This is a genomic window from Sphingobacterium sp. UBA2480, from assembly GCF_002341965.1.
Classification (GTDB): domain Bacteria; phylum Bacteroidota; class Bacteroidia; order Sphingobacteriales; family Sphingobacteriaceae; genus Sphingobacterium; species Sphingobacterium multivorum.
Window position 1 is genome coordinate 497,153 of the sequence record NZ_DDPA01000007.1, and the last position, 24,191, is coordinate 521,343.

The 24,191-nt window shown below is 45.6% G+C and carries 15 protein-coding genes; 8 read left to right on the forward strand and 7 right to left on the reverse strand.

The genetic code is table 11. The features are described from left to right. Nucleotides 1-25 precede the first annotated feature (25 nt). Nucleotides 26-1,660: an alpha-L-fucosidase gene (locus tag B3600_RS15405; RefSeq protein WP_286753571.1), complete on the forward strand. Its 1,635-nt coding sequence runs from the start codon at nt 26-28 to the stop codon at nt 1,658-1,660. Nucleotides 1,661-1,665: 5 nt separating this feature from the next. Here the strand turns inward: B3600_RS15405 and B3600_RS15410 are convergent, their stop codons facing one another. Beyond that, nucleotides 1,666-3,372 carry a trypsin-like peptidase domain-containing protein gene (locus B3600_RS15410; RefSeq protein WP_286753572.1) on the reverse strand — a complete coding sequence of 569 codons (1,707 nt, stop codon included), beginning with the start codon at nt 3,370-3,372 and terminating at the stop codon, nt 1,666-1,668. Between the two features lie 238 nt (nt 3,373-3,610). Between B3600_RS15410 and B3600_RS15415 the strand changes: the two genes are divergently transcribed. From B3600_RS15415 to B3600_RS15445, 7 genes are all read left to right on the forward strand, one after another. Continuing rightward, entirely contained in the window at nt 3,611-4,198 is a 588-nt protein-coding gene (locus B3600_RS15415) for an RNA polymerase sigma factor (protein WP_286753573.1), read from the forward strand. A gap of 65 nt (nt 4,199-4,263) precedes the next feature. Beyond that, the gene (locus B3600_RS15420; RefSeq protein ID WP_286753574.1) at nt 4,264-5,460 is read left to right on the forward strand and encodes a FecR family protein; all 1,197 of its coding nucleotides are present in this window, start codon (nt 4,264-4,266) and stop codon (nt 5,458-5,460) included. A gap of 112 nt (nt 5,461-5,572) precedes the next feature. Further along, nucleotides 5,573-8,944 (forward strand): SusC/RagA family TonB-linked outer membrane protein, encoded by a 3,372-nt coding sequence (locus B3600_RS15425; RefSeq protein WP_115050341.1) that lies wholly within the window; start codon nt 5,573-5,575, stop codon nt 8,942-8,944. Nucleotides 8,945-8,987: 43 nt separating this feature from the next. After that, nucleotides 8,988-10,481, forward strand: coding sequence for a RagB/SusD family nutrient uptake outer membrane protein (locus tag B3600_RS15430; protein ID WP_115050343.1), 1,494 nt, complete (start codon nt 8,988-8,990; stop codon nt 10,479-10,481). A 12-nt stretch (nt 10,482-10,493) separates the two neighbouring features. Further along, a complete protein-coding gene (locus B3600_RS15435; protein WP_286753575.1) occupies nt 10,494-11,300 on the forward strand; it encodes a DUF4843 domain-containing protein in 807 nt (268 codons plus the stop codon). A gap of 1 nt (nt 11,301) precedes the next feature. Next, nucleotides 11,302-12,756, forward strand: a complete 1,455-nt coding sequence (locus tag B3600_RS15440) for a PKD-like family lipoprotein (protein WP_286753576.1) — start codon at nt 11,302-11,304, stop codon at nt 12,754-12,756. 33 nt (nt 12,757-12,789) lie between these two features. Further along, nucleotides 12,790-13,932, forward strand: a complete 1,143-nt coding sequence (locus tag B3600_RS15445; RefSeq protein WP_286753577.1) for a TlpA disulfide reductase family protein — start codon at nt 12,790-12,792, stop codon at nt 13,930-13,932. A gap of 139 nt (nt 13,933-14,071) precedes the next feature. Here B3600_RS15445 and B3600_RS15450 read toward each other — a convergent pair whose 3' ends face one another. From B3600_RS15450 to B3600_RS15475, 6 genes are all read right to left on the reverse strand, one after another. Further along, nucleotides 14,072-14,887, reverse strand: coding sequence for a sialate O-acetylesterase (locus B3600_RS15450; RefSeq protein WP_286753578.1), 816 nt, complete (start codon nt 14,885-14,887; stop codon nt 14,072-14,074). A gap of 100 nt (nt 14,888-14,987) precedes the next feature. Next, on the reverse strand, nt 14,988-16,718 hold the full coding sequence (locus B3600_RS15455; protein ID WP_201638900.1) for an RICIN domain-containing protein: 1,731 nt from the start codon (nt 16,716-16,718) through the stop codon (nt 14,988-14,990). A 31-nt stretch (nt 16,719-16,749) separates the two neighbouring features. Further along, a complete protein-coding gene (locus B3600_RS15460) occupies nt 16,750-18,435 on the reverse strand; it encodes an endo-1,4-beta-xylanase (RefSeq protein ID WP_286753579.1) in 1,686 nt (561 codons plus the stop codon). Between the two features lie 23 nt (nt 18,436-18,458). Further along, nucleotides 18,459-19,484 (reverse strand): DUF5627 domain-containing protein, encoded by a 1,026-nt coding sequence (locus B3600_RS15465; protein ID WP_286753580.1) that lies wholly within the window; start codon nt 19,482-19,484, stop codon nt 18,459-18,461. 16 nt (nt 19,485-19,500) lie between these two features. Then, nucleotides 19,501-21,264, reverse strand: coding sequence for a RagB/SusD family nutrient uptake outer membrane protein (locus B3600_RS15470; protein WP_286753581.1), 1,764 nt, complete (start codon nt 21,262-21,264; stop codon nt 19,501-19,503). Nucleotides 21,265-21,285: 21 nt separating this feature from the next. Beyond that, nucleotides 21,286-24,165 carry a SusC/RagA family TonB-linked outer membrane protein gene (locus B3600_RS15475; protein ID WP_286753582.1) on the reverse strand — a complete coding sequence of 960 codons (2,880 nt, stop codon included), beginning with the start codon at nt 24,163-24,165 and terminating at the stop codon, nt 21,286-21,288. Nucleotides 24,166-24,191: the final 26 nt, after the last annotated feature.

Consider the following 24,191-nt stretch of genomic DNA (forward strand, 5'->3'; position numbering starts at 1 on the left):
GCATTCTGATCGAAGATCATTGTAAATGGACAGAAGAACAGCAATTAAGTTTCTCGGTGCAACTATTCCGACGCTTTTCCTTGGCAAATTTAGCGCTGCACACACCTATTTGGGAAGAGTACCTTTTCATCCCGACTGGCGCTCACTTGAAAATTATCAGGTACCTGATTGGTTTAGGGATGCCAAATTTGGTATATGGGCACATTGGGGCCCACAGTGTCAGCCGGAAAGGGGCGACTGGTATGCACGCGGTATGTATCAGGAAGGATCCGATCAATACCAGTATCATCTCGAAAAATATGGACATCCTTCCATTTTTGGTTTCAAGGATGTGATCCATCAATGGAAAGCCGAAAATTGGAATCCGGAAGAGCTGATGGACCTCTATAAAAATGCCGGTGCCCAGTATTTCATGGCCCTAGCCAATCATCATGATAATCTGGATCTTTACCGCAGTAGCCACCATCAATGGAATAGCGTCAATGTTGGCCCCAAAAAAGATATTGTAGGCGGCTGGGAGGGTGCTGCCAAAAAGCGAGGACTCAAATTTGGTGTGAGCGTTCACGCAGCCCATGCCTGGACCTGGTATGAGACAGCGCAACGAAGTGATAAAGCTGGAAAGTTTGCCGGAGTAGCATACGATGGGAAGCTGACAAAGAAAGATGGCGTCGGAAAATGGTGGGCAGACTACGATCCACAGGAGCTCTACGCTCAGGATCATGAACCCAGTTTGGATAGCAAAGACGACAACACGGTTCATCGGCAGTGGCACTGGGATGTCACCTCCGGCGTGAGCGTACCGCATAAAGCGTACTGTGAAAATTTTAAAGCGCGCACCCTGGAACTGATCGATAACTACAAACCCGACATGGTTTACTTCGACGATACGGTACTGCCGCTTTATCCAATCAGCAATGTTGGACTGGAGATCGCGGCCGACTTTTATAATAAAAGTATGCTGGCAAACAAAGGCAAGGTCGATGTGGTCATTAACGGTAAAATCCTGAATGAACAGCAACGGAAATGCCTGGTATGGGATATCGAACGGGGACAGAGCAATACCATTGAACCACAGCCCTGGCAGACCTGCACTTGCATAGGTTCCTGGCATTATGATCGCCGGATTTATGAAAATAATCAGTATAAATCGGCCAAAACTGTCATTCACATGTTGATTGATGTAGTTAGTAAAAATGGTAATTTACTATTGAGCGTACCCTTGCGCGGCGATGGTTCTATAGACGATAGGGCGAAGGAAGTGGTACAGGGCATAGGAAGCTGGATGGCCATACACAAAGAAGCCATCATTGGAACGCGTCCTTGGCGCATTTTTGGTGAGGGACCTGCACAAGAGGAAGCTCCTACATTGAGTGTGCAGGGCTTCAATGAAGGAAAAGGTAAAGCTTTTACCGGCGATGATGTCCGTTTTACGACAAAGGAAAATAAAGTGTATGCCTTTATTATGGGAACAACGACCGGAACGCAGATTACAATCAAGTCATTGGGCCGTTCGGCGGCCCATACGCGAAAGGTCAGTCAGGTAGAGCTGCTCGGAACGGATGATCGGATTTCCTTTCGACAACTCGACAATGCCCTGCAAGTATCGCTACCCGACGACTTCGTTCAAAACAATATTGCGACAGTATTGAAAATTACCTGATAACATCATCTTTTTGAGCTGCTAATGAGGTGTTGCGCTTTGGATAAAATGTTCAGGATAGTATCTCGAGGGATAGCAAGGCAAGCTGTATGACTAAAGCGTGCAATATTGAGTCCTATAAAATTGCCTTCGCTATCGATGATCGGACTTCCGCATTCGTCGGCATGAATGCGGGAATCGTGGAGAAATACACGTGGAAAATTATCCCTGCGCGTTGATTTTCCTTTGGGAATGTGATTGGCGGGATGTGGGTTTTGCTGCACTGCCCATTTGGACAGAATGACCTGGGTATGTAGCGCCGTCAACCCGCGTCGGTATCGAACCTGTAGCGTGTCGCCTGCGGAAAATTGTTGCATGGCCGCATTGATTTTGAGGGCACTTGCAACATCCTGGTCGTTTAACGCCATGATTTGATCTCCAATACGAAGTCCAGCCCGTCCTGCAGCACCCATGCTGTCCACTTTTGTTAAGGTTGGAAGACCTGCAATCTCCTGCATCTGCGCATCGAACGTGCCCGGAATCGGTATGCGTGGAAAGGTTTGCGGCTGCATGCCGAGGACACCGCTTTTACGGTTATTGGCGGCAAGCAGTGACCACAGCTTTATACCGAGTAACGAATCAGGAATGGCTAGTCCGGTGTTCGCCGATACAGTGATTGCCGGAAATTTATGATCACTTATAAGTGCGATCAGGTCGTTTTCTTCATCTCTGAGCAGGATCTTTAAAGCATAGGTGCTGTTGCGAAATTTGGCCATTGGCGCAGCGCCAATCTGGCTACTCTTGGATAAGATCACCTGCTTGTTGTTTGCCAGATTAAATGCGGTGCCTAATATATACGTGCTATCTCCCTGCAATTTACTGTGGATAAGGATAGACTGAACATTTGTTTTGGGATCTTGTGCTGGTTTTTTGCGTCCCAATACCACGAGGTCTTTCGCTAAGGGATCGCTACCGATTGAATCAGTAGCAGTGGGATAACTGTTGATTGCAACCGGATGGATCAGCGAGCGCCAATAGCTGCGATAGCTGTTTACAGGTACCTCAAAATTGATGCCCTCCGCAGCATCGATACGACTATGTAGGCCAATTACGCGGCCTAAGGCGTCAAATAATGGACCGCCGGAATCACCGGGCTCCATAATACTGCTACTTTGAATAAAACCATAGTCGTCCATTTTTTTTAGAATGCGCCCAGTGCGGAGAAAGGGGATGTTGAAGGGCAGGGTTTCGGGATAGGATAGTCCAAAGCAGGGTTGCTTTTCGGCGATGGATGACGACCAGCCCATTTCCGCAAATGGCCAGGGGCCTTCGCCCTGCATCTTCATCATCGCAATATCGGGCAAGTTGCTCTGTTGATCGACGACCAGTCGTCCGAGCGCTTTGGCAATACCCTGCTTGCCATCAGGAAAAATCACCCGATAAAAATTGCCCGGCTTGGTGGAATGCGCCACCGTAAGGATTGTTCCATCCGAGCGCACGATGACTCCACTGAAAGGCGCACTGTTTTGTTGACTGCTTACACTGTCTATACCGAACATTTTTATGGAGGCCGCTAGCGCTCGGTCAATAATAGATCTCGGTATCTCGCGGTCAGCGGTCTGCTTATGCTGCGCTAAGCAGTAATTGAAGCCTGTGATCAAGCACAAAATTGTCCAGATAATGAGGTGTCGGAGAAAGGTGCTTTCAGAAATTTTGTTGGAGCAAGGTGTCATAGGGCAAATAGGTTGATTTATTGGATTAGGTTTTGCTTTAAAAAGCGACAGCTCAAAGGTAGGGCATTTGGCAACGAAAAAACAAGGGTAGGGAAACAGTTCTGAATAAATTACTGACCTGAGCTTGTTTTTTATGTGCTTGGCTGAAAAATTTATGGCTTGATGAGGTAAATGGTGAAAATTAATTTAGTTATCTTTAACCACGAAAAGATGAACTGCTAGCTAAACCGATCTACCAATGAACTATACGAGCGAAAAAGAGCTGCTTGAAGATTTCCTCAACGGGGAGGAGCAGGCTTGTGCGCATGTATATAACCGTTATTTTAGTCGCATTTGTTTATACGCATCGAGCTTTGTGGATGAAAGCAAAGAAGCTGAAGATATCGCCGAGGAGGGATTTCTCCGCTTATGGCAGAGCAGACGGCGTTTTGAAAGTTTATCACATCTGAAGGCGGCGCTTTATCAGGCTACGCGTCATGTAGGCATTAATCACCAGACCGCTCGGCAGCGAAGATTGAATCGAGTCGATAGTTATGTGGCACAACAGGAACAGAATCAAAAATCTTATCTACATGAAATTGTGTATACCGAAGCCATGGCCGAACTCTACGAAGCCATTCAGAAGCTGCCACCCAAAGCACGTGAAATTATACAGCTGAGCTACCTCGAAGGCAACAGCAATCAGGAAGTTGCGGATCTATTGCAACTAAATATTCAAACAGTAAAAAATCAAAAGTTACGTGCCCTAGGCCTGCTACGCCAACATTTAAAACGCGATTCCTTTAATTATCTACTCTCATTGATCGTCCTTTTTGGAAAAATTTAATTTTTTTTAATTGTCTTTGGTACTTTTTTAAATCGGCGTGGTATCTATAGATGAAATAGCGTAAAATGGACCCTAAAGAAGAAGAAAAACTTATCCGTATCAGTTCGCTTGTCCTCCGTGAAATGCGGGGAACGCTCAGCGGCGAAGACCGTCTTTTTTTGGAACGCTGGCTGCAAGAATCCGTGATGAACAAACAGATTTATTGGCGTTGCCTGGATGAGGCGCAGCAGCGTGAGGCTTATGCCAGTCTACAGCATTTTGAAAAGCAACGTAATTTTGAGTCGATAAAAGCTAAGCTTTCCTTTCGTTCTTCAACCAAAAGGTCTGGGCTGCTGCAGCGTCTATGGCCTTATGTTGCTGCCGCTAGTGTGCTGTTAGCTCTTTCGGTTGTGTGGTATTGGAATCGGGATAACAGCCGGCCGGTTCAAACCCAATTTGAGGCTGTAAATGACCGCCTTCCGGCTTCCCATCGGGCGATTATAACACTCTCAGATGGTAGACAATATGCTTTGAATAGGGGCGAAAAGCAAGTCGTGATCGATGGCGGAGGTATACGTTATAACGATGGTCATGAAGTGGCGTCGATCGATGCAGCGGTATCTGCCCGGATAGAAACTCCGCGTGGTGGTACCTACGAGGTCACTTTGCCCGATGGCACTCAGGTGAAGCTAAATGCTGGGACTACACTTGCTTATCCGACGGTATTCGCGAAAGACAGACGCGAGGTCAGTCTCCAGGGCGAGGCCTATTTTGAAGTTGCAAAACGCAAAGATCAACCCTTTATTGTGCACACCAAAAATCAACAGGTGCAGGTACTTGGAACGCATTTTAATATCAATGCCTATCCGACAGCAGCACAGATAAAAACAACCTTGCTGGAGGGAAAAGTACAGGTAAAAGAATTGATCAAAGGCCAAAAAGTAACCTTGCTCCCCGGCGATCAGTCGGTCAATGAAGGAACGGAGCTTACCAAGCATCCGGTCAACATAGCGCAGGAAATGGCTTGGATATATGGCAAATTCAACTTTGACGGAAAATCACTTCGGCAGGTCATGGATGAACTGTCTCAATGGTATGCGGTTGATGTGGTTTATAAAGGCGATGTACCCGATGTTTCCTTCTTCGGGGGAACATTCAGAACGAGCAAGTTATCAACGATCCTAAAAATATTAAAAGACCAGGATCTGTCCTATCATTTGACGGACGATGGGAAACTCATCATTGAAAAAAATAATCCTAAAGCACAGAAAGGAGGGCAGTAAAGAACGTAAAATTATACTTGACCAAACGATATGAATTAACAAATTGGGCAGTGGATCTTGTCATCTATGCAATCGATCCTGCAATCTAACCTAACTAAACTAACTAGAATTAATGAAATTAAGTTGTTTTTCACAAGCGACCAGACCCTTTTTATGGCTCATTTTGGCCGTCTTGCTACAGCTGGGTCATAAGGTAAATGGGCAAACCGTAACCTATGCCGGGCGCAATGTTCCACTGATGGATGTGCTGCAGGTGGTCAAAATTCAGACGAACTATGAAGTGCTCGGAGCCAAAAAGATATTGGAGTCGGCGAAGCCAATTTCAATTAAAGCGGACAAAATGCCGCTTAAATTATTTCTTGATAAAATTTTAAGTCCGCAGGAAATCGGCTATACGATTGAATCGAAGACGATTTTCCTGGAAAAAAAAATAAGTCCACGGAAATCCGAGCCCAAAAACCTCCCCCCGGTAGAAAAATCATCCCAAAAACAGATTCGCGGACAAGTCCTTGGGAGAGACCGTACGCCGCTTTCCGACGTGAACATTTCACAGTTGGGCAATACCATCGCAGTGGCCGATAAAGAGGGACGTTTTTCTTTTGTCGGTACAATGCAACCGCTTACATTAAGTCGGGTGGGCTATAAAAACTACACGCTCGCCTTGGTCGAAAACAAAGATGAGTATAGTGTAGTGATGGAAGAAGAAGCGAATGCACTAGAGCAGGTCGTTGTTACCGGTTATCAGGTACTAAAAAAAGATTCCTATACCGGAACTGCTATTACCAAAAGTGGTGATGAACTACGGCAGGTCAATCCGCAGAATGTGCTGCAGGCCATGCAAGTGTTCGATCCATCATTTAAATTGCTCGACAACAATCTTGCTGGATCCAATCCCAATGCTTTGCCAAATATCAATGTGCGTGGATCTTCTTCATTGCCCACCGGAGGGAATGAAGTGCTGCGAAGGGATAATATCACGACCACAATCAATATGCCGGCCTTTATATTAAATGGTTTTGAAGTAAGTGTACAGAAGGTGCTCGACCTGGATATGACCCGTATTGAAAGCGTCACGATCTTGAAAGATGCTGCTGCAACCGCCATATATGGTTCGAGAGCGGCCAACGGTGTGATGGTCATTACGACCAAAATGCCCAAGGATGGTAAATTGCAGTTGACTTATACGCATGAGAGCAATGTGAATATGCCCGACCTGACCGGATATGATGTTTTGCATGCTGCTGATAAATTGGCCTATGAGAAGCTGGCCGGGCTGTATGATGCCACGATTCAGCGGCAGCCACAGGATGCCTTGGATGAACTGTATTATCAAAAGCTGGCCAATGTCCTTGGCGGTGTGGATACCTATTGGCTGTCACAGCCTGTACGGACTGCGGTTGGGCAAAAGCATGGCCTTTATCTGGAAGGTGGTTCGGAGACGTTTCGTTATGGCGTGGACATGCGTTATCAGACCAGGCCCGGTGTGATGAAAGGATCGGGAAGAAATCAATATTCGGGCGGATTAAACTTTAGCTATAACCTCAAAGGTAAATTTAGATTTCAGAACGAGCTTGCCGTAACAGTGGTCGATGGACGTGAATCTCCCTATGGAAATTTTGCAGATTATGTCAGAATGAATCCTTATTACCGCATGACAGATGATCAAGGAAATATAATACAGGAGGCCGATGTATGGACAAGGGTAGCAAATTCGGGAAGTGCACAACGGGAATATGTCTTGAATCCACTTTACAATGCGACGTTGAATAGTTTCAATAAACTGGGATATACCGAATTACTGAACAATTTCTCCGGTGATTTTGACCTCAGCAATGGACTGCGCCTGCGGGGACAGGTGAGTTTGTTGAAACGCTTGAATACCGATGATAATTTCCGCTCGCCCTTAGCCAATGATTTTTATTTCTATCCTACAGCACAAACAGATGAAAAGGGTAGTTATACCAGCTATACAAATAATGAATTGTATTGGGATGCAAACATACGGCTCAATTGGATGCGTTCGATTGATCTACATAGCTTCAATGTGGTCGGGGGAACCAATATCCGGACGGAAAGCTATGATGAGCGTTCTTTCAAAGCGATAGGCTTTCCAAATGACCGATTTACCAGTGTGGGATTTGCCAAAGGATATGCTGAGAATGCGAGTCCTTCGAGTAGCTTGGGTGCCTCCAGGCTATTTGGTGCCTTTCTCAGTGCTAATTATTCGTATGATAACCGTTATCTGATGGATGCTACCGTCCGTATTGATGGCTCCTCCAAATTTGGGTCCAATAAGCGTACTGCTCCCTTTTGGTCGACAGGAATCGGCTGGAATATGCATAAGGAAAAATGGTTTGCCAACAATGTGGTCAGCCAGTTGCGGCTCCGTGCTACGATAGGACTGACGGGGTCTGTACAGTTCGATCCTTACATGTCGCGGACAACCTATAGTTATGATAAGAGCAATTGGTATTCCTCAGGGTTGGGAAGTACGGTCCGTAATTATGGTAATGAAAATCTGACCTGGCAGAAGACCCAGAGTACCGATGTCGGTCTTGATCTTGGACTTTGGCATGATCGTCTGACACTTTCGCCTCGCTACTACCATAAGATTACCCGAGATATTTTGGCCGATATCAACTTGGCACCTTCTACGGGATTCAGCTCTTATAAAGAGAATCTGGGCGATCTTGAAAACAAAGGATTTGAACTCAACGCCAATTGGATTGCCCTTAAAAAAGAAAAATGGACGCTGAGTCTATTGGCAAATTTGGTACGGAACAGAAATAAAATCGTACGTATTTCAAATGCACTGAAGAGCTACAACGAACGCGTCGATGAAGCACAGCAGGGGAGTGATTTAATGGCCGTACCCTTGCTTCGCTATAAAGAAGGTCAGTCGTTGGACGCCATATATGCCGTCCCTTCCTTGGGGATAGATCCGGAAAACGGCAAGGAAGTGTATATCAAAAAAGATGGCACATTGTCGTATGACTGGGATGCACGGGATATTGATGTCGTCGGGGTGGCTACACCAAAAATGGAAGGATTTTTCGGCGGGACACTACGCTATAAGCAGTTTATGATGGTCGCTTATTTCCAGACGCGGATAGGAGGTAAAACCTATAATCAAACCTTGGTAGATCGTGTCGAAAATGCCGACCCGCGCTATAATGTAGACAGTAGAGTCCTGGAGGAAAAATGGAAAAATCCTGGCGATGTGACCTTTTACAAAAGCATACAGGATCTGGGGCAAACGCGGGTATCCTCGCGTTTTATCATGCCTGACAATTTATTTGCCCTGCAGTCACTGAATCTTTCGTACGATGCTGGAAAAGCGCTGTCGAAAAAATTGGCGCTGTCGAGCCTGCGTGTTGGACTTGTTGCAAATGATATTTTTCGTTGGTCTTCGGTAAAAGTAGAACGCGGAATTACGTATCCATTTGCCCGCAGTGTGACTTTTACCCTACAGGCCGGATTATAAAAGATGGTAAGTATCATCCTACGGATGGAAAAAATATGTACAGATGAAGAAGTTAACTATAGTTTTAATACTGTTCACAGCCCTGAGTACGCTTTCTTGCTCCAAGTGGCTGGATATACAACCTGAAAGCGAAATCGACAAGTCGGTCCTCTTTTCTACCGAGGACGGTTTCAAGGAAGCCCTGATCGGCGTATATACGCGATGTGCTAAAGATGATCTCTATGGCAAGGAGCTGACCATCGGAACGCCAGAAGTGCTTGCGCAGAACTATGCGCTGTCAAGTAATGATCCCTTGCGTTATCAACAGACCAAATTGTTTAAATACAATGATGGCAACTTTATTGGTCGAAAGGACAATATCTGGAAGGGTTTATACAATGGTATTGTCAATGCTAATCTGATACTTGGTGAAATTGACCGTAAAAAGCAGTTATTTACGGGAAGCAACTATCAATTGATCAAAGGGGAGTCGCTGGCTTTGAGAGCCTACCTGCATTTTGATGCTTTACGCCTATTTGGTCCGGCTCCGGCTGTGAATGACAAAATTGAAGCCATTCCCTATGTAACGACCTATTCCAATAAATCCACTAAACTGTCCACGGTGTCGCAACTTCTGGATTCGGTGATCCGAGATCTGGAAGACGCTAAAGAATTGCTCAAGGTTGATCCCATCCGCCTGAAATCCTACGTGATTGGTTATCCTACCGTCGGAGACACCTTGAAAAATTCAGAACTGCAGGATAAGAGTCTCTTTTTACAAAACAGAAGGCACCGGCTCAACTATTATGCCGTATGTGGGCTGCTAGCGCGTACCTATCTCTATAGTGGAGATAAAGTAAAGGCATTGCTGAACGCACGTGAAGTGATCGATGTCAAAAAATTTCCATGGACCAATGCCACGGATTTCCTTGCCGTCGATGCGGATAAAAAAGATCGGGTTTTCTATAAAGAGCTATTGTTTGCCTGGTACATTCCAGGCATGAACAGCACCTATAACAACGACTGGTTCCAGGATAACAACAGCGCGATTTATCTAGATCAGGATGAAGCAAAAACCATTTACGAGGTTGCAGGAGCCGGTGGCGGTGACATGCGCTATACGCAATGGTTTGGAACGGTAAGTGTTGGGAATTCCTTTATATCATCTATTCACAAATATCGAAGGAATACACTGGGCGACAGTTTTGCAGCCAATCTGCATTATTTGGTTGCGCCTGCGATCCGCTTGTCAGAAATCTATTATATCGCTGCTGAATGTAGCTACGAGACATCTCCCGCTCAGGCTGCAGCATGGCTCGATGAGGTACGTGAACATCGCGGCATTGGTCAGAAAGTAGATATATCAACCAATTCCAAACTTCGAAACGAACTTCTTAAGGAATACCGTAAGGAAATGTTTGCCGAAGGGCAATTGTTTTTTGCCTATAAGCGGCTCAATGTACCAATTGTCGGACAGCAAGGCACCACAATTCCAGCCAGTCAACAAATTTATGTTTGGCCGCTGCCTGATGATGAAATAATTTATGGACAACGGTAAATAGTAACCACAATGAAAAAAAATATTTTATTACTTCTGCTACTGCCGCTGATGCTACTGTGGTCTTGTAAAAAGGCGGTTTTAACGACTTACGATAGGTCGGCTAATGTTTATTTCGATCTGAGCGACACGGATCGGGATAGCATTGTATACACCTTTGCCTATGATATGACCAAGGCACAGGATACCATTTTTGTTCCTGTCAAAGTGATGGGATACCGTGATCAGCAAGCGCGACAATACGAGGTTTTCGTGGAAAAGGATTCATCAACGGCCCGTGCTGATCTGCATTATGAACAGTTGAAATCGGCCTATACCATAGAAAGTGATGCAGGCCGGGCACGGTTGCCCATTATCGTACACAATATCAGCGAACTTGAAAATCAATCTGTATCACTGCTCATAAAACTAAAGGCAAGCGATGACTTTGCTGTTGAAAATCCAGCCTTGATACGCGCGCGCATCATAATTTCTGCCCGATTGGAGCAACCGGCCTGGTGGACCATGTGGCTTGATAATTATTCGCGGGTAAAACATCAGCTCTTCTTGATTGTGACTGAACAGCGCTCGCTTTCTACAGTCGGACTTGATGCACCCAAGAATCTCTACTTTGTCAATCTCCTGCTGATGATGCTCAATGATCCCTTTAAATGGGTGAAAGATCACCCGGAAAAGAATTATGTGCTGAGCAGTAAAGACGACGGACAGACCTATCAGTTCTATCACGTGGACAATCCAAACCGAAGCATCTTATTGAGAAAGAATAGCGCTTCGGGTAAGTATTATTTTATAGATGAATCAGGAAAGGAAGTCAGATAAGATGAAAAGAAATGTAAAGAGATCAAGAGCAATACTATTTTTTGCCATTGCGGCTTTAAATTTATTGGTTTTGGGTAGCTGTTATAAGGACAAGGGGAATTATGCTGTCGATATGCCTGAGGGACCGCAGATTACCGGATTGGATACTTTGTATGAAGCTTCGGTTGGTGATAGTCTTATTATAGCACCTAAAATTACGGGCATCGATGCGGCTTCACTGAAATGTAACTGGCGCATAGATGTACCGGAGGCAATTGTCCCCGAAGCCAACCACTACGAAGGGCCCACCCTACGCATCGTTTTTGGGCTTCAGGCCAAAAGATACACGGCGCGTCTTACGGTGACCAATACGGCAAATGGAATGAAATATTTCTATAATTTCAAAATCCAGGGAGCGACTGCTTTTTCGCGAGGATCACTTGTGTTATCCATCCAGAATGGGGTCAGTAAGCTGTCCTTTATAAAACCTGACAACAGCGTACAAGCCAATATTTATGAGGCGATCAATCGCGAACCATTACCACCTGATCCGATGCATATCCATTACCTCAAAAATCAGTTCACGGGAAATACCCCATTAGGATACTGGATTATTTCCAAACAGGCAGGTGTGCGCCTCGATGTCAATAACTTGGTTAAAGAAGCGGTGAAGCCCGGTACGCTGCACGATAACTTTTTTCTAGCTCCCGCAACGATTGCTGTCGGAAATCTGCTCGCCCATCCGCAAGGAGTAATGATGGGCGTCATTAACGGCAAATTTTATGGCGGAACAACGAATACCTGGGATCAATCGAATACCTATGGTATGTTTGGAACTTACGCGGATGGGGACTATGAATTGGCACCGGAGATTATATTGACAACCGTCGACAACAACTATAGTGTAATTGCTTTCGAAAAAAATAAAAAGCAGTTTATCCGAATCAATATGTATGGCAGTCCGATGTATTTTGGTACCCAGTATAGTCCCGTAAATACTGAAATTTTTGATCCGACAAAGGTGGGTATGGATCTGATTAAAATGGTACAGATCAATAACACAGATACCTACGCTTATGTGAAGGATGGTAGCGGCCAACTGTATGAACTGAAGTTCAATGCAAATTTTAATGGACCGTTTATGATTACGGCAATACATAAGAGACTCTTTATAAAACAAGAATGGATAAATACCGAAACAAAGATGGTGGCCACCCGCAATGGGTACATCTATGTGGCCTACAAAAATCAGGTGTTTCGCTATAATCCACTCAATCAGCAGGTGGAACTGTTGAAGGCAGCCATCAAATCGGATGTCAGCCTGCTCAAACTGGATGATGATGATGAGAATACATTGATTGCGGGGGCAGAAGGCGCGCTGTATTATATAGATATCCGGGTAGGGAAAAACGGCGAGCTGTTTAAAACAATTGACGGTCTTCCCGGAAATCCCGTGGATATGACCTGGCGTAAGTAAAAAAAGAACAATATACAATCTAATTATATAAACATGAAAAATTTAAAAATAGCTGCCTTAGCGCTGGCATTTTTGCCCTTGACATTATTTGCGCAACAAGCCGGTTTTCAGATCAAAGGAACTGTACCACAAGCTTTCAATGGCAAAAAAGTGTATCTCGATTACACAAAAGATGGATTTCCAGCCTCGGATTCATCGGCTATTGTGGATGGCAAGTTTAGTTTCAAAGGAACGGTAGAGGAGCCAGCTTACTCCCGAATGGTGTTTGATCAGGACGGTAAGGGTAAATTGATCGCACAAAATATTGGCGATCGATTATATTTTTATTTGGGTAATGAAACTTACAACATGACCATCAAAGATTCACTGCGTACCGCTGCCATAAAGGGGTCGCCCTTGCATAACGCCTATGTCGCTTATTTAAATGAGATTGGCGGTGGTTTTATGGATATTATTGATGCGGGTAACAAGGCCTTTTCGGCCGTAAAGCAGGTTGCTCCTGATGCCAATGAGCAGTATAAGGCTATCCATGAGAAGTTTGAGGCGCGATTTGAGGCGCGACGGGTTAAAGAGCTGGCATTTGCTGCCAAAAATCCCAATTCAATCTTTGCGGTGGACGCGCTTATTGATGCGGCCAATAAACGCAAGCTCAGTGAGATCGAACCTTTGTTTTTGAAGCTTTCCAAAGAGGTGCGTCAAATGACAAATGCGCGACAGTTGGAAGCACGTTTTCTAGCGGAGAGAAGTGTGAAAATCGGTAATAAGGCACCTGATTTTTCCCAGCCAGATACGGAAGGGAAATTGGTCAACGTATCCGATTTTAAAGGTCAGTATGTGCTGATCGACTTTTGGGCAAGCTGGTGTAGTCCCTGCCGTGCTGAAAACCCCAACTTATTGAAGGCATACAACAAATATAAAAATAAGGGCCTGGAAGTGCTCGCGGTTTCGCTGGATGATACAAAAGGAAAAAATGCCTGGTTAAAGGCCATTAAGGATGATGGATTGCCTTGGATACATGTCGCCGATCTAAAGGGCTGGAGCAATGAGGCAGCAGTGCTGTATGGCGTGCGTGCCGTACCGCAAAATTATCTGGTGGATCCTCAAGGGAACATTGTTGCTATCAATATCAAAGGTGAACTGTTACACCAGGAATTAGCCAAAATTTTTGGAAATTAAAGGACAACAGTATGTACTGTTATTGCCTTAAGCCATAAAGGATACTATTATTAGAACGAATGGCCATATCGATCATGGTGTGTATCACTATGGCTGATTATCTGTAAAGGCTAGGGATTGATTCCCTAGCTTTTTTATTTCATTGCTTTTTCAGCAATTTAAGCATGCTTGCCGCATAGTTTTTGCCTAGCTGCCGGTATCCCGCAGGACTGAAATGTAGTCCGTCGCCAATACCTGCACAGCCTTTGGAGGAGATGATATGGGCAGTAGGGATGGTAGCGGGCAGTATCTGAATGATAGCGTTCATGCTTGCGCATTTACCGCCGGCTTCGGCCGAAAGGAGTTCGCCGGCAAGCAGCGGGACATCTTGGGCGCTCAGGTGCAAATCGCGCAGGAGGCTTTCATAGACTTTTTTTACTTTATTGGGCCATTGCCGATCGCCAGTGTTGGACTCACCCTGATGAAGCAAAATACCTTTGATAACACCTTTCTGCTGCGCCATCCTGGCTAGAGCTACCAGTCTCTGATAAGGATTGTTGTCATAGGCAGCAAGCATGGATTTCATCCATTCCGGTGACTTTGCAACATAACTTGCTGTGCTGTCCTGATCAAATAATTGAATATGACAGCCACCTACTGAAACGTTGATGACACCGACCTCAATATTTTTGGGAAGATTTTCTACAAGTGTTCGGCCAAAATAATCTGCAGGTGTAAGTCCGGTGTGGCAGCGTGTGAGTGGTGCCCGAGCCGGCGACCATTGGCCATATTGCCGCCCTAAATCGGGGCAATCTACTGCCGATAGTACCTTGAACCGTTCGATGGCCATGGTATCCTGTGCTTCGAATTTACCGTGCCCTTCCATATTGGATTGTCCAAAGCAAAGGTAAATATGGAAGTTTTTGTCTTGGGCGAACGCTGCTGTACCTGAAAAACCGCATAGTAGGAAGATCATGAACAGGATTTTAAATTGTGTTTGTCGCATGGTGAAGTTTTTCATGTGATTAAAATAAACTATTTCGCGGTAAGAATAGCTTACCGATAAAAGATGACCTTTAGTTCATCGCTATAAATTTGAATTTAAACAACTGACAGGATGTACCATAGTAATCCCAAAGCTGCAGATTGGAGTTGCCATCCATCGTACAGCTGGGTACATCCCAACCGCGTGTGGCATCTACCTTTGAGGTAATTTTGTAATAGCCATTAGCTACAGCTGTGACCTTCCAGGCCTGCGCATCATTGCCATAGTTCTGCCAGAGCCGGATGGCAGTTCCGAGTACATTGCTGTTACTTGTCAAATCGATGCAACGACTGCTTGCGCTTGCTTTGGAGACAAAGCGCCAGTAACCATTGCCTGCATCGATGGCTACCCAGCGCTGTGCGTTTGCACCATTTCGGGTCCAGGGTCTGAGTGCTGCACCGTTGGCATCTTCCCCTGATTTCAAATCAAGGACTTTGTTGGCATCGGTCTGAAATTCAATTTCGTAAATCCCATTGTTCACCAAGCTGGTGACGGTGCAGTTAGACATGGGGTAATTGGAGGCGGCATATTGCTGAAACCATTGTTTGCTCGGTGCAGCGCAGGCCTCCCAATCGTTATTAAAGGCGGTGCCGGCATTGGGGTCGCCTTTATGGAGCAGGTCGTCGGGAGCAAGGAGGTTCCAGCTGACATTGCCAGACTGATCGACGATATATTTCAAATTTGCACCAAAACCATTACCACCAGCGGTGCCCGTAGATCCTGTGCCGAAAGTACCATATCCCTGTGGAGCCCAGTCGGTCTCTGTAATAGCGATTGGCGCAATGTCAGCAATAGGTTTGACATTGGTATTCCAGGCATTTTGGAAAGCTTGATAGGTATTGACACCGCCCCAATAACCGGGATAAATGTGTACCGCATAGCCAATGTTGCCACCCGTAATCTGGTTATTGACGTAGCCTTGGTAATGGGATTGCCAACCGGTACCGGGTATCCAGCAGACGTTGTTGGCTCCGTTGTTACGGATGATATTGACTAAGGGCTGAAAGAAATTCTTCAGCGCGGCAAAATGTTCATTTCCCGTCATTCCCCAAGTACCGTTCGTCCCAAGGATTTCAACAGGTTCGTTAGCCAATTCAAACATCACATTGTCTGCATTTTTTAGGGCAGTGTGCTGCGACAGAAAAGTCCATACGGTCTTGAGATAGGTATGATAAGCATCATTGACGGCGATACGGTGCGGACATACACCTGGAGGACGTAAGATGACATACATACCGCGGCTGCGGGCATGATTGATTAAGGGGACAATGACCTGGTCAGTGTAAGTAACCAGACGATTGTAGTTGAACCTTGAGATATCGTCTTCGGGAATGGGTGCACCTGGATCATTGGTCCAATAAGGATCAATATGCAGACGGATATAATTGAGGTACCAACCGTCGGCGGCGCTGCTGAGCTTGTCCATGACCGCCTTGTTGTAATTGAGTGCGCCCTGCACATTGTAATTGTCCCAGGTGCAGTAGCCCGAGTTGGCTCCATACTGACAGCCATTGAACCAAGGGCTTGGTGTAATGGCTACCCCGTGCAGGACAATATTATTGTCACAGGGATCTTTGAGGTACTTGCCACCGACATGCAGAGTAGGGGTTGGCCGCGGCCAGCTTGTAACGGCTTGCGCGGAAACATTGGATTTAAGACTTCTTTCGGATTCGCTGATCAATGTTTTTTCTTCCAGCCGCGAGCAGCTGGAAAAAATAGCTAATAAAAAGATCAGCAATAACCACATGTTGTTTGTTCTCATAATTTACATATTTAAAGGGTGATTAATGATCTTATTTTTTAGCTGACAATGCCTCAGCAACAGCCTGATAGGCTGGCTTTCGAACAAATCCTTCGGTCCATAAGCCGATGGGCTCTCCGCGTCGCCAGAATGAACCCTCTTGGTCTGGACTATCCAACGGGCTCCATAGGGTGATACCGTACTGTTTATCCTTGGGAATGATCTCGAGGTATTTCTCAATGACAAACTTGTATAAGTCAGCCTGTTTCTGATACATTTCAGCTGTTGCATTGCTGGTCTTTATGCCGTTTCCAAGGCCGATATCGAGCTCAGACACTTTAATCAGCTTGCCTGTTGCGGCCAATAGATTGAACATGCTGACGATTTGGTCTTTACTGGTATTGATATCGATGTGCATCTGGGTGCCAATTCCATCCACTTTGGCCCCTTTGCCTTCGATGTAGCCGACATAGGCGATGAGCCCTTTGCATTTGTTGCCACTGCCTTCCAAGCCATAGTCATTGATGAAAAGGAGATCATTGGCATTACCATATTTGCGGGCAAACTGGAAGGCTTTCACGGCATAATCTTTACCCAAATAATCCTGCCAGTAGAATTCATCATCCGCCAGATCGGTTTTGCCGACTCCCGTCTTTAGGGCATATTGGTCGGGCCAGTCGGACATCGGTTCGTTGACTACGTCCCAAGCCTTGATGTAGCCTTTGGTTTTCTCAAGCATGCCGGCAATAAATGTCTCCAGCGCTTTCGCGAGAATGGCTTCTTTCTCGGCAGGGGTTTTCTCGATCGTGCTGCCCCCAGGGCTTCCATAACCTTCGCCATTGGCGGACTGCGCTCTGGAGGAATTGTTTCCCCAGCCAAACCAGCCATCAATATTGTTTTCAAAATCACTGTTGGCAATAAGGCTTGCCGAACTACCTGTTTTTGTCAGCACGACTTTGTCGATGAAAATAGTTCCATCATATTGACCAAAATTGATGATAAAACGGTTACGCGCTGCAGTTGCGGTGACTTTGAGCTCGTATTCTTTGTAGCTTGTTGTTAATGCCAATGAACCCATATTGTCGCCCGTATAATTGGAGGTGCTCTGCAGATCGATACCAATGTTGCCTGCTTTACTGCCCCGGGCTACAATCTTCAATACATATTCTTTCCCTATTTCCGTTGGGTTAATGTCTGTGGCTGTCTGTGCTTCCCAGGCATTGACAACAGAGGGATTGCTCATTTTTAGTGCATGTCCCGCTAGAGCTGGTCCTCCAGAACCTGGTATAACCACCGGAGCGATTAACTTATTCAGATAGGCGGCATTCTGTCCCGAATGCCAGCACAACGTGTGGCCATAAAGTGCCATGTTGTTTTCCTGTGCAGCTGTGATCAGCTGTTCTACACGAGATAGATTCAGGCTTCCGTCGGCTTGCACAATGGAACCATGCTTCATTTCATAGCCCATCACCATTTCTTCGAAATTACGATTAGCCAAGCGGTAGAGTACTCCTTTATTAAAATAATCGTTCATATTGAGCGCGACACCAAGTTTAAATGCGGGGTTTGCCTGTTTGTCTAAATAAGTTTTCAGGGGATTGTAGGCATTTATATCTTCCTGCGCCAGCACTTCCTGCGGTTTATCAACAGCAAATTCCAAGGGTTGATATTTGGAGCAGGAACTCCAGACAGTGCCGAGCGAAAGTAGGATGACGATAGTTTTATTGATTTTTTTCATCGTTGTTCGTTATTGAATTGATACTACTTTTTGACGGGCGTAAAAGTTTCCATTTTTACGGATCGGTCCCGCATAACGAGGGTATCCTTGCTTGTGGCGGTCATTTGTGCCATATCGATCGTGTAGGATAGATATAGTGCGTCTCGGTCTGCATTGCCCCAGCTGTTTTTTTCACCCCGTTTGACGAATTTTCCACTTCCGGTAGCTGATACGCCGGCACTAGCCGAGCTAACACTGCAATTGTTGTCGTCGTCAAAAGATAGGTTCAGATTGACATTGATATTGACATCACCTGCTCCCTTAAAAGATAGGGGCAAGACTGATTTCTTAAGTGCTGCCGTACTGATGTTTTTGACTTCATCTTTTTCGACGTAGGCCTGATGCCTGACAACGCTTTTTGTCAAGCTACTGTTGGCGCCTTTGCCAACGATCTGATCGGTACCGCGGCGAAGGTAATTGCCATGCCAGGGATTGATATATTTGAGGGCATAGAAGATAAAATCTTTCGGTGCAGCGTCCCAGTCGGATGCAATTGCCCTATTGGCAGTCTGTAATGAGGTTTTACCGGAGAGTATTGAATCGGCATTGACAACCTTTGTCATCCGGAGCGGTAAAACGTAATAGGTTTCCAACGACTTGGGGTCGGCAAAAAACGCGTCGGTCAGCTGTACCTCCACACCGCCCGTGAGGCTACCGCTGGGAATGCTGATCTGGTTGCTGGCAAGCTGATAATAATTGTCAGGCAGTGCGGTAACAGCCTGCCCATTTGGGTAGTGAAGCCCATTTGTGAGACTGTTGTCGACAACGAAGTCGATACGAATATCTTTTTTGTTGTTGTACACGCCGCCTGTAGTTGCCATGACTTTGACCTTATGTTGGTTGTCGAGGCTATTGTCAAAGATGTCTTCGCCCAGGGTCACTGTTCTGACCGGTGTCTGATAAGCGAAGTATACCGATTGAAATTCAAAGTCAGGGAACTCCCAGTCGTTATTTTTGCAGGACGCCAAACTTACTAAAGCCATTGCGTACAGGATATTGATTTTTTTCATCGTGTGCATGTTAAGTTTAATTCCAACCTATATTTTGTACAAGATTGCTGTATTTAAGTACCTCGCTGTACGGGATTGGGCCGTAATTCATATAGTTTTCATAGAGTCTATTCTCGACAGGTATTTCGGTATAGCTGTTGTTGTTGATACTCATGCCCTTGGCGGCGACATTGATATCCATTTTCCAACGGCGAAGATCCCAAAACCGGAATCCTTCAAAGCAAAGCTCCAGTCGGCGTTCGTTTCGGATCAGCTGCCGCATTTGATCTTTATTGTTTTTGACTTGCTCCAGGTAAGGGTCGCCATTGTTGGTGCCTACACCTGCACGCCGGCGAATAGCTTTGATGATGTCGTAGGCCGAGAACGTAAAGGTACCCATACCTGTAGGTCCCCAAGCTTCATTGGCCGCCTCGGCATAGGCCAGATACATTTCCGTCATGCGTATACGCGCATTGAAGTGCATTTGTTGCGTAGAAGATGAGGGGTTGAGGTTGACATCCTGACGCAGGAGCTTTTTCAGGTAATAACCGGTTCGTGTAGATGTTTCGACTTTGTTCAAGCCGTCATTGGTCGGACTATTGGCTGTCGTATTGATCGCTGAATTGCTGACACCTGCTGTCGCACCATTGACAATGATATAGGTCTTCAATCGTGGATCCCGTTTATCGTAAGGATTGGCTTTATTGTAGGCCGAATTGGCATCGGCAATGGGATAGCCATTTTCCATAGGGAAGGCATCGACCAGGTTCTGCGTAGGGTTGAGCCGGCCTCTACCGAATAATGTTGGCGGAAAATGATCTTGTTCCATACTGTTACTATTTCCTTTGTCTGTACGCCAAAGAATTTCGGCCGGATTGGAGCCGGAGGTTAAACCGTCGACCACCTCTTTATTGTACCAGGTAAATCCTTTAGGGTCGATCCCACTGACACCGCCTTTGGCTTGGATGACCTGCCCCGCATAGATCGCGGCTTGCTCCCAGGTCGTTTTACTCCCTTCACTGTATGCTGGACTTGCTGCTAATAGCGCTGCCCTGGCACGAATAGCCTGTGCAATGCGCTTGGTCATCCGTAATTTAAACGTGGAGCCAAATACGCGATTGTAATCATTGGCGTTTACGGTTCCTGCATATTTAACTGGAACCTGGCTATCGCTTGCTATATTTTCATAATCCATCGGCAATAGATCCTCTGCTTTGTTGATGTCGTCGTACAATTGCTGCATACAGGCTTCAAATGAGGCTCGGGGTTGATTGAAATCCGAATTGACGGTCTCAGGAGTCAAATGGATCGGAACGCCCAATATCTCTCCTGTGCCTGACTTGCCGGCATGCGCCTGTAGGAGATAGAACATAAACAGTGCACGGAGGCCATAGGCTTCGCCTTTCATCCGGTCGTTGAATAGGGCGCTAACTTTTGGCTCCATGGCCCATTCAACCTGGTCTGTTAAGGACAGAAAATTGTTCAGGTATTGTATGGCCGAATAGCTGTTGCGCCATTGATCAAAGGGGTTGTTGATACTTGTCCACTGGCCGGTTGCCGTTTTTAGAAATGTATTGTTCTTATCGTTGCTCACCGCATTGTCGGTCGCAACGTCATCAAAGCTGTAGCTATTGCTTGGGATTCGGTTGTATCCGTTTAAAAGCAATCCCTGAGCATATAACGGGCGGCTATTGGCCGTTTCAATTTCAAGATTATTCTCGAGAGCCGGTTCAAACATATCTTCGCAGGAAGAAAATAACAGGCTGCTCGCGATGGCTAGCGTTAATAGTTTTTTCATCATTCTCATTTTAAATATTCATGATTAAAATAGAGCCTTTAGGCCGACGTTGAAAAATCGCGTTTGAGGCGCTTGTCCGATATTCAATTGCATGATTTCTTTTTCCTTTGCAATCATCAACAGATTGGATCCGTTGGCGTAAATACCTAATTCATGGATAAATTTGGAACTGAGTATACGTTTGGGGAAATCGTAGGAAAGCTGCACTTTGGACAGGTTGATGCGATCCGTCTTATAAAGCCAAAAATCTGAGCTTCGAAAGTTGTTATCACTGTTGAAGGTAGTTAGGCGTGGATAAGTAGCGGTTTCTTTGGTCGACTCTGTCCAGCGGTCGCGCACGACCACGGAATATTTATCCTCCGCATCTACCCAAAAGTAAGAACTGTTTTTCATGGCCTTGGCACCAAACTGGCCTGTAGCGGCAGCAAAAAGGGTGAAGTTGTTCCATTTGACCGTCAGGTTGAGTCCTAATGTAAGTGGAGCTCCGCTCCATCCGCCTTTGCCCAGATAAACTTCGTCACGCGTATCAATCGTGCCGTCCCCGTTTTGGTCTTTATACTTAATATCACCCGGTTTTACTTCACCAAATGAAGAGAAGGCCGAATTGTCAATGTCGGACTGGCTCATATAAAAACCATCATGCTGTAAACCCCATAATGCATCGAGCGGTTTCCCGGCTTTATTTTGATAGCTAAATTGATAAAGTTCGTCCCTTTTTGCGGCCTTTGTCGTATAGTACATCCCATTGAGTCCCAGTGATACAAAAGTTTGGTTTAACTGTTTGTTCAGATTGACTCCAAAGTCTACACCCCGCCGTTCGTCACTGTTGTAATTGATAAAGGGAAGATCCGAATAAACAGGCCAACCTGTCGTAAAATACATCGGGTATTGCGTTGCCGCTTGCACCAAACCACCGCTCATGCGGTTAAAAAAGTAGGATGTATTGAAAGTGATCAAATTATTGTAAAGTCCACCTTCAAGGCTGATGTTAAGTTCCTTGCGTTTTGGAAATTTCATGTTTGGATTGTCGCCTCTCCGTCGGTCGAAAGAGTGCACCAATGCGCCATCCGCCCAGCTATACCAGGCCCCATTGTTGTAGGTATAATAGCCTTGATACAGGAAATAATCGCTAATGTCCAGATCTGTGTTTAAGATCCCCGCCGAAGCGGACAATCTTAGGTCATTGACAACTTTGCTATTGACAAGAAAGTTTTCTTTTGACAGGCGCCAGGCAAGGGCTAATGTCGGGGAGAGGGCCTGTCTGTTCCCCTGCGGTAATTTCGCCGAATGGCTATAGGCGCTACTAAAATCAACATAATATTTATCGGAATAGTTATAGCCTAACTGGAGCCCTAGGTTGGCATTACTGAGTTTATGGTAACTGCCGGAGGCAGCGATCTGAAATGCATTGGCCAATAGGATTGCCGAAACATGGTGGTTGTTATCGTAGGTGCGATTAAAGTTTAAGGATCCATTGAGTCCGATGGTCTGCCGATAGGTGCTGCCGCTGATGTTTTGCAAGCCCGAAATGCGGTCATCCCCATATTTTGTAAGGCTACTGATTCGATCTTTTCCGTCATAGTTGTTCCATGAAGCTTGATATACTGCATAATTGTTGTTGTAGGCCTGGTTGTAATTGGACTGATAGTCCACGGCGAGGTTGGTTTTGAAAACCAATCCTTCCAGGATATTTTTCAAGTCAAAATTCAAACCTGTATTAAATTGAAACTGGCGGTTAAGATAGCGGTTGGTGCCACCGGCATAAATGTTAGCAAAGGCATTGGTCTGATCCAGCTGACTTCCCCCCAGAAGGTATTTACCATCGATGAGAAAATTACTATTGTTGACATACACCATCGAATTGATGTCACCTTCTTCGATCATATCGATCGGGATGAGTGGGGAGAAGCGATGCGGCCTAGCGATGGCGGCTGCTCCCCAATAATCTGCGTTGACTCCTTTTAACATGTAAAAGCTGGCCGAAGCGTCCACATTGAGCGAGATCATTTCATTGACTTTGACGTCGATGTTACCACGCATATTAAATCGATTGGCACCCCCATTTTTCTTGGCCTGTCCAAAATTGAGCATAGACCCTTCGGACCAAAAACCAAAGTTGGTATAATATTGTGCCCGCTGATTTCCGCCTGAGATTTCGGCGGTGGCATCGTAGCGATTATAATGATCCTTGATATAGTCCGAGGAATAATAATCAACATTTGGGTAGCGGAAAGGGTTTGTTCCGGCTGCATGTTGGTAGATGGTTTCGGCGCCGTAGAGTGCCGAGAGACCGTCATTTTGCCGGGCCTCGTTGTATAACGTCATATATTCGGCAGAGCCCAGGTATTGCGGATAACTGATCGCCGTATTGATACCGCTATTGGCCCTGATTTTTATCTGCTGACCGCCAGCTTTTCCGCGTTTGGTGTTAATGCTGATTACACCTTTTGCCGCACGGCTACCATAGAGTGCAATGGCATTGACTCCTTTTAGGACACTGATCTGATCGATCTCGGTTGGCATAACGTTATTGGCGTCGCGCGGAAATCCATCCACTAAGACCAGATAACCGCTCATCCCCCAGATATTACCGTTATATCCGGAAATAAAGGCATCGAGATTTTCCAGACTGTAGGTGTTGTAGCTCTTGTCGAGCAATTGTGGGATGTTGATGGACTGGACATTGCCCATGAGGTCTTTTTTCTGAACTTTCCGGAAAGCAACTTGTACAAGTGTTGTACTGTCTTTGCCGATACTATCCTGAAGACCAGTTTTCGAACATGTTGAATGTGTATTTTTATGTTGTCCAATGGTTGGATTAAGCGATTCTTTGGCCATTCCTTCCGTGGTGGCGATCCAGCTTAATCCAAGACATAGTGCTATACTTAATTTTTTGTACTTCATTTTTTAAATGATTAAATGAAAAACTC

Excerpts from the sequence above, each read along its gene's own strand:
- B3600_RS15405 (WP_286753571.1), top strand. The coding sequence starts at position 26 with ATGGACAGAAGAACAGCAATTAAGTTTCTCGGTGCAACTATTCCGACG.
- B3600_RS15440 (WP_286753576.1), top strand. The coding sequence starts at position 11,302 with ATGAAAAGAAATGTAAAGAGATCAAGAGCAATACTATTTTTTGCCATT.
- B3600_RS15430 (WP_115050343.1), top strand. The coding sequence starts at position 8,988 with ATGAAGAAGTTAACTATAGTTTTAATACTGTTCACAGCCCTGAGTACG.
- B3600_RS15470 (WP_286753581.1), bottom strand. The coding sequence starts at position 21,264 with ATGATGAAAAAACTATTAACGCTAGCCATCGCGAGCAGCCTGTTATTT.
- B3600_RS15465 (WP_286753580.1), bottom strand. The coding sequence starts at position 19,484 with ATGAAAAAAATCAATATCCTGTACGCAATGGCTTTAGTAAGTTTGGCG.
- B3600_RS15415 (WP_286753573.1), top strand. The coding sequence starts at position 3,611 with ATGAACTATACGAGCGAAAAAGAGCTGCTTGAAGATTTCCTCAACGGG.
- B3600_RS15425 (WP_115050341.1), top strand. The coding sequence starts at position 5,573 with ATGAAATTAAGTTGTTTTTCACAAGCGACCAGACCCTTTTTATGGCTC.
- B3600_RS15450 (WP_286753578.1), bottom strand. The coding sequence starts at position 14,887 with ATGATCTTCCTACTATGCGGTTTTTCAGGTACAGCAGCGTTCGCCCAA.
- B3600_RS15460 (WP_286753579.1), bottom strand. The coding sequence starts at position 18,435 with ATGAAAAAAATCAATAAAACTATCGTCATCCTACTTTCGCTCGGCACT.
- B3600_RS15455 (WP_201638900.1), bottom strand. The coding sequence starts at position 16,718 with ATGAGAACAAACAACATGTGGTTATTGCTGATCTTTTTATTAGCTATT.
- B3600_RS15420 (WP_286753574.1), top strand. The coding sequence starts at position 4,264 with ATGGACCCTAAAGAAGAAGAAAAACTTATCCGTATCAGTTCGCTTGTC.
- B3600_RS15475 (WP_286753582.1), bottom strand. The coding sequence starts at position 24,165 with ATGAAGTACAAAAAATTAAGTATAGCACTATGTCTTGGATTAAGCTGG.
- B3600_RS15445 (WP_286753577.1), top strand. The coding sequence starts at position 12,790 with ATGAAAAATTTAAAAATAGCTGCCTTAGCGCTGGCATTTTTGCCCTTG.
- B3600_RS15435 (WP_286753575.1), top strand. The coding sequence starts at position 10,494 with ATGAAAAAAAATATTTTATTACTTCTGCTACTGCCGCTGATGCTACTG.
- B3600_RS15410 (WP_286753572.1), bottom strand. The coding sequence starts at position 3,372 with ATGACACCTTGCTCCAACAAAATTTCTGAAAGCACCTTTCTCCGACAC.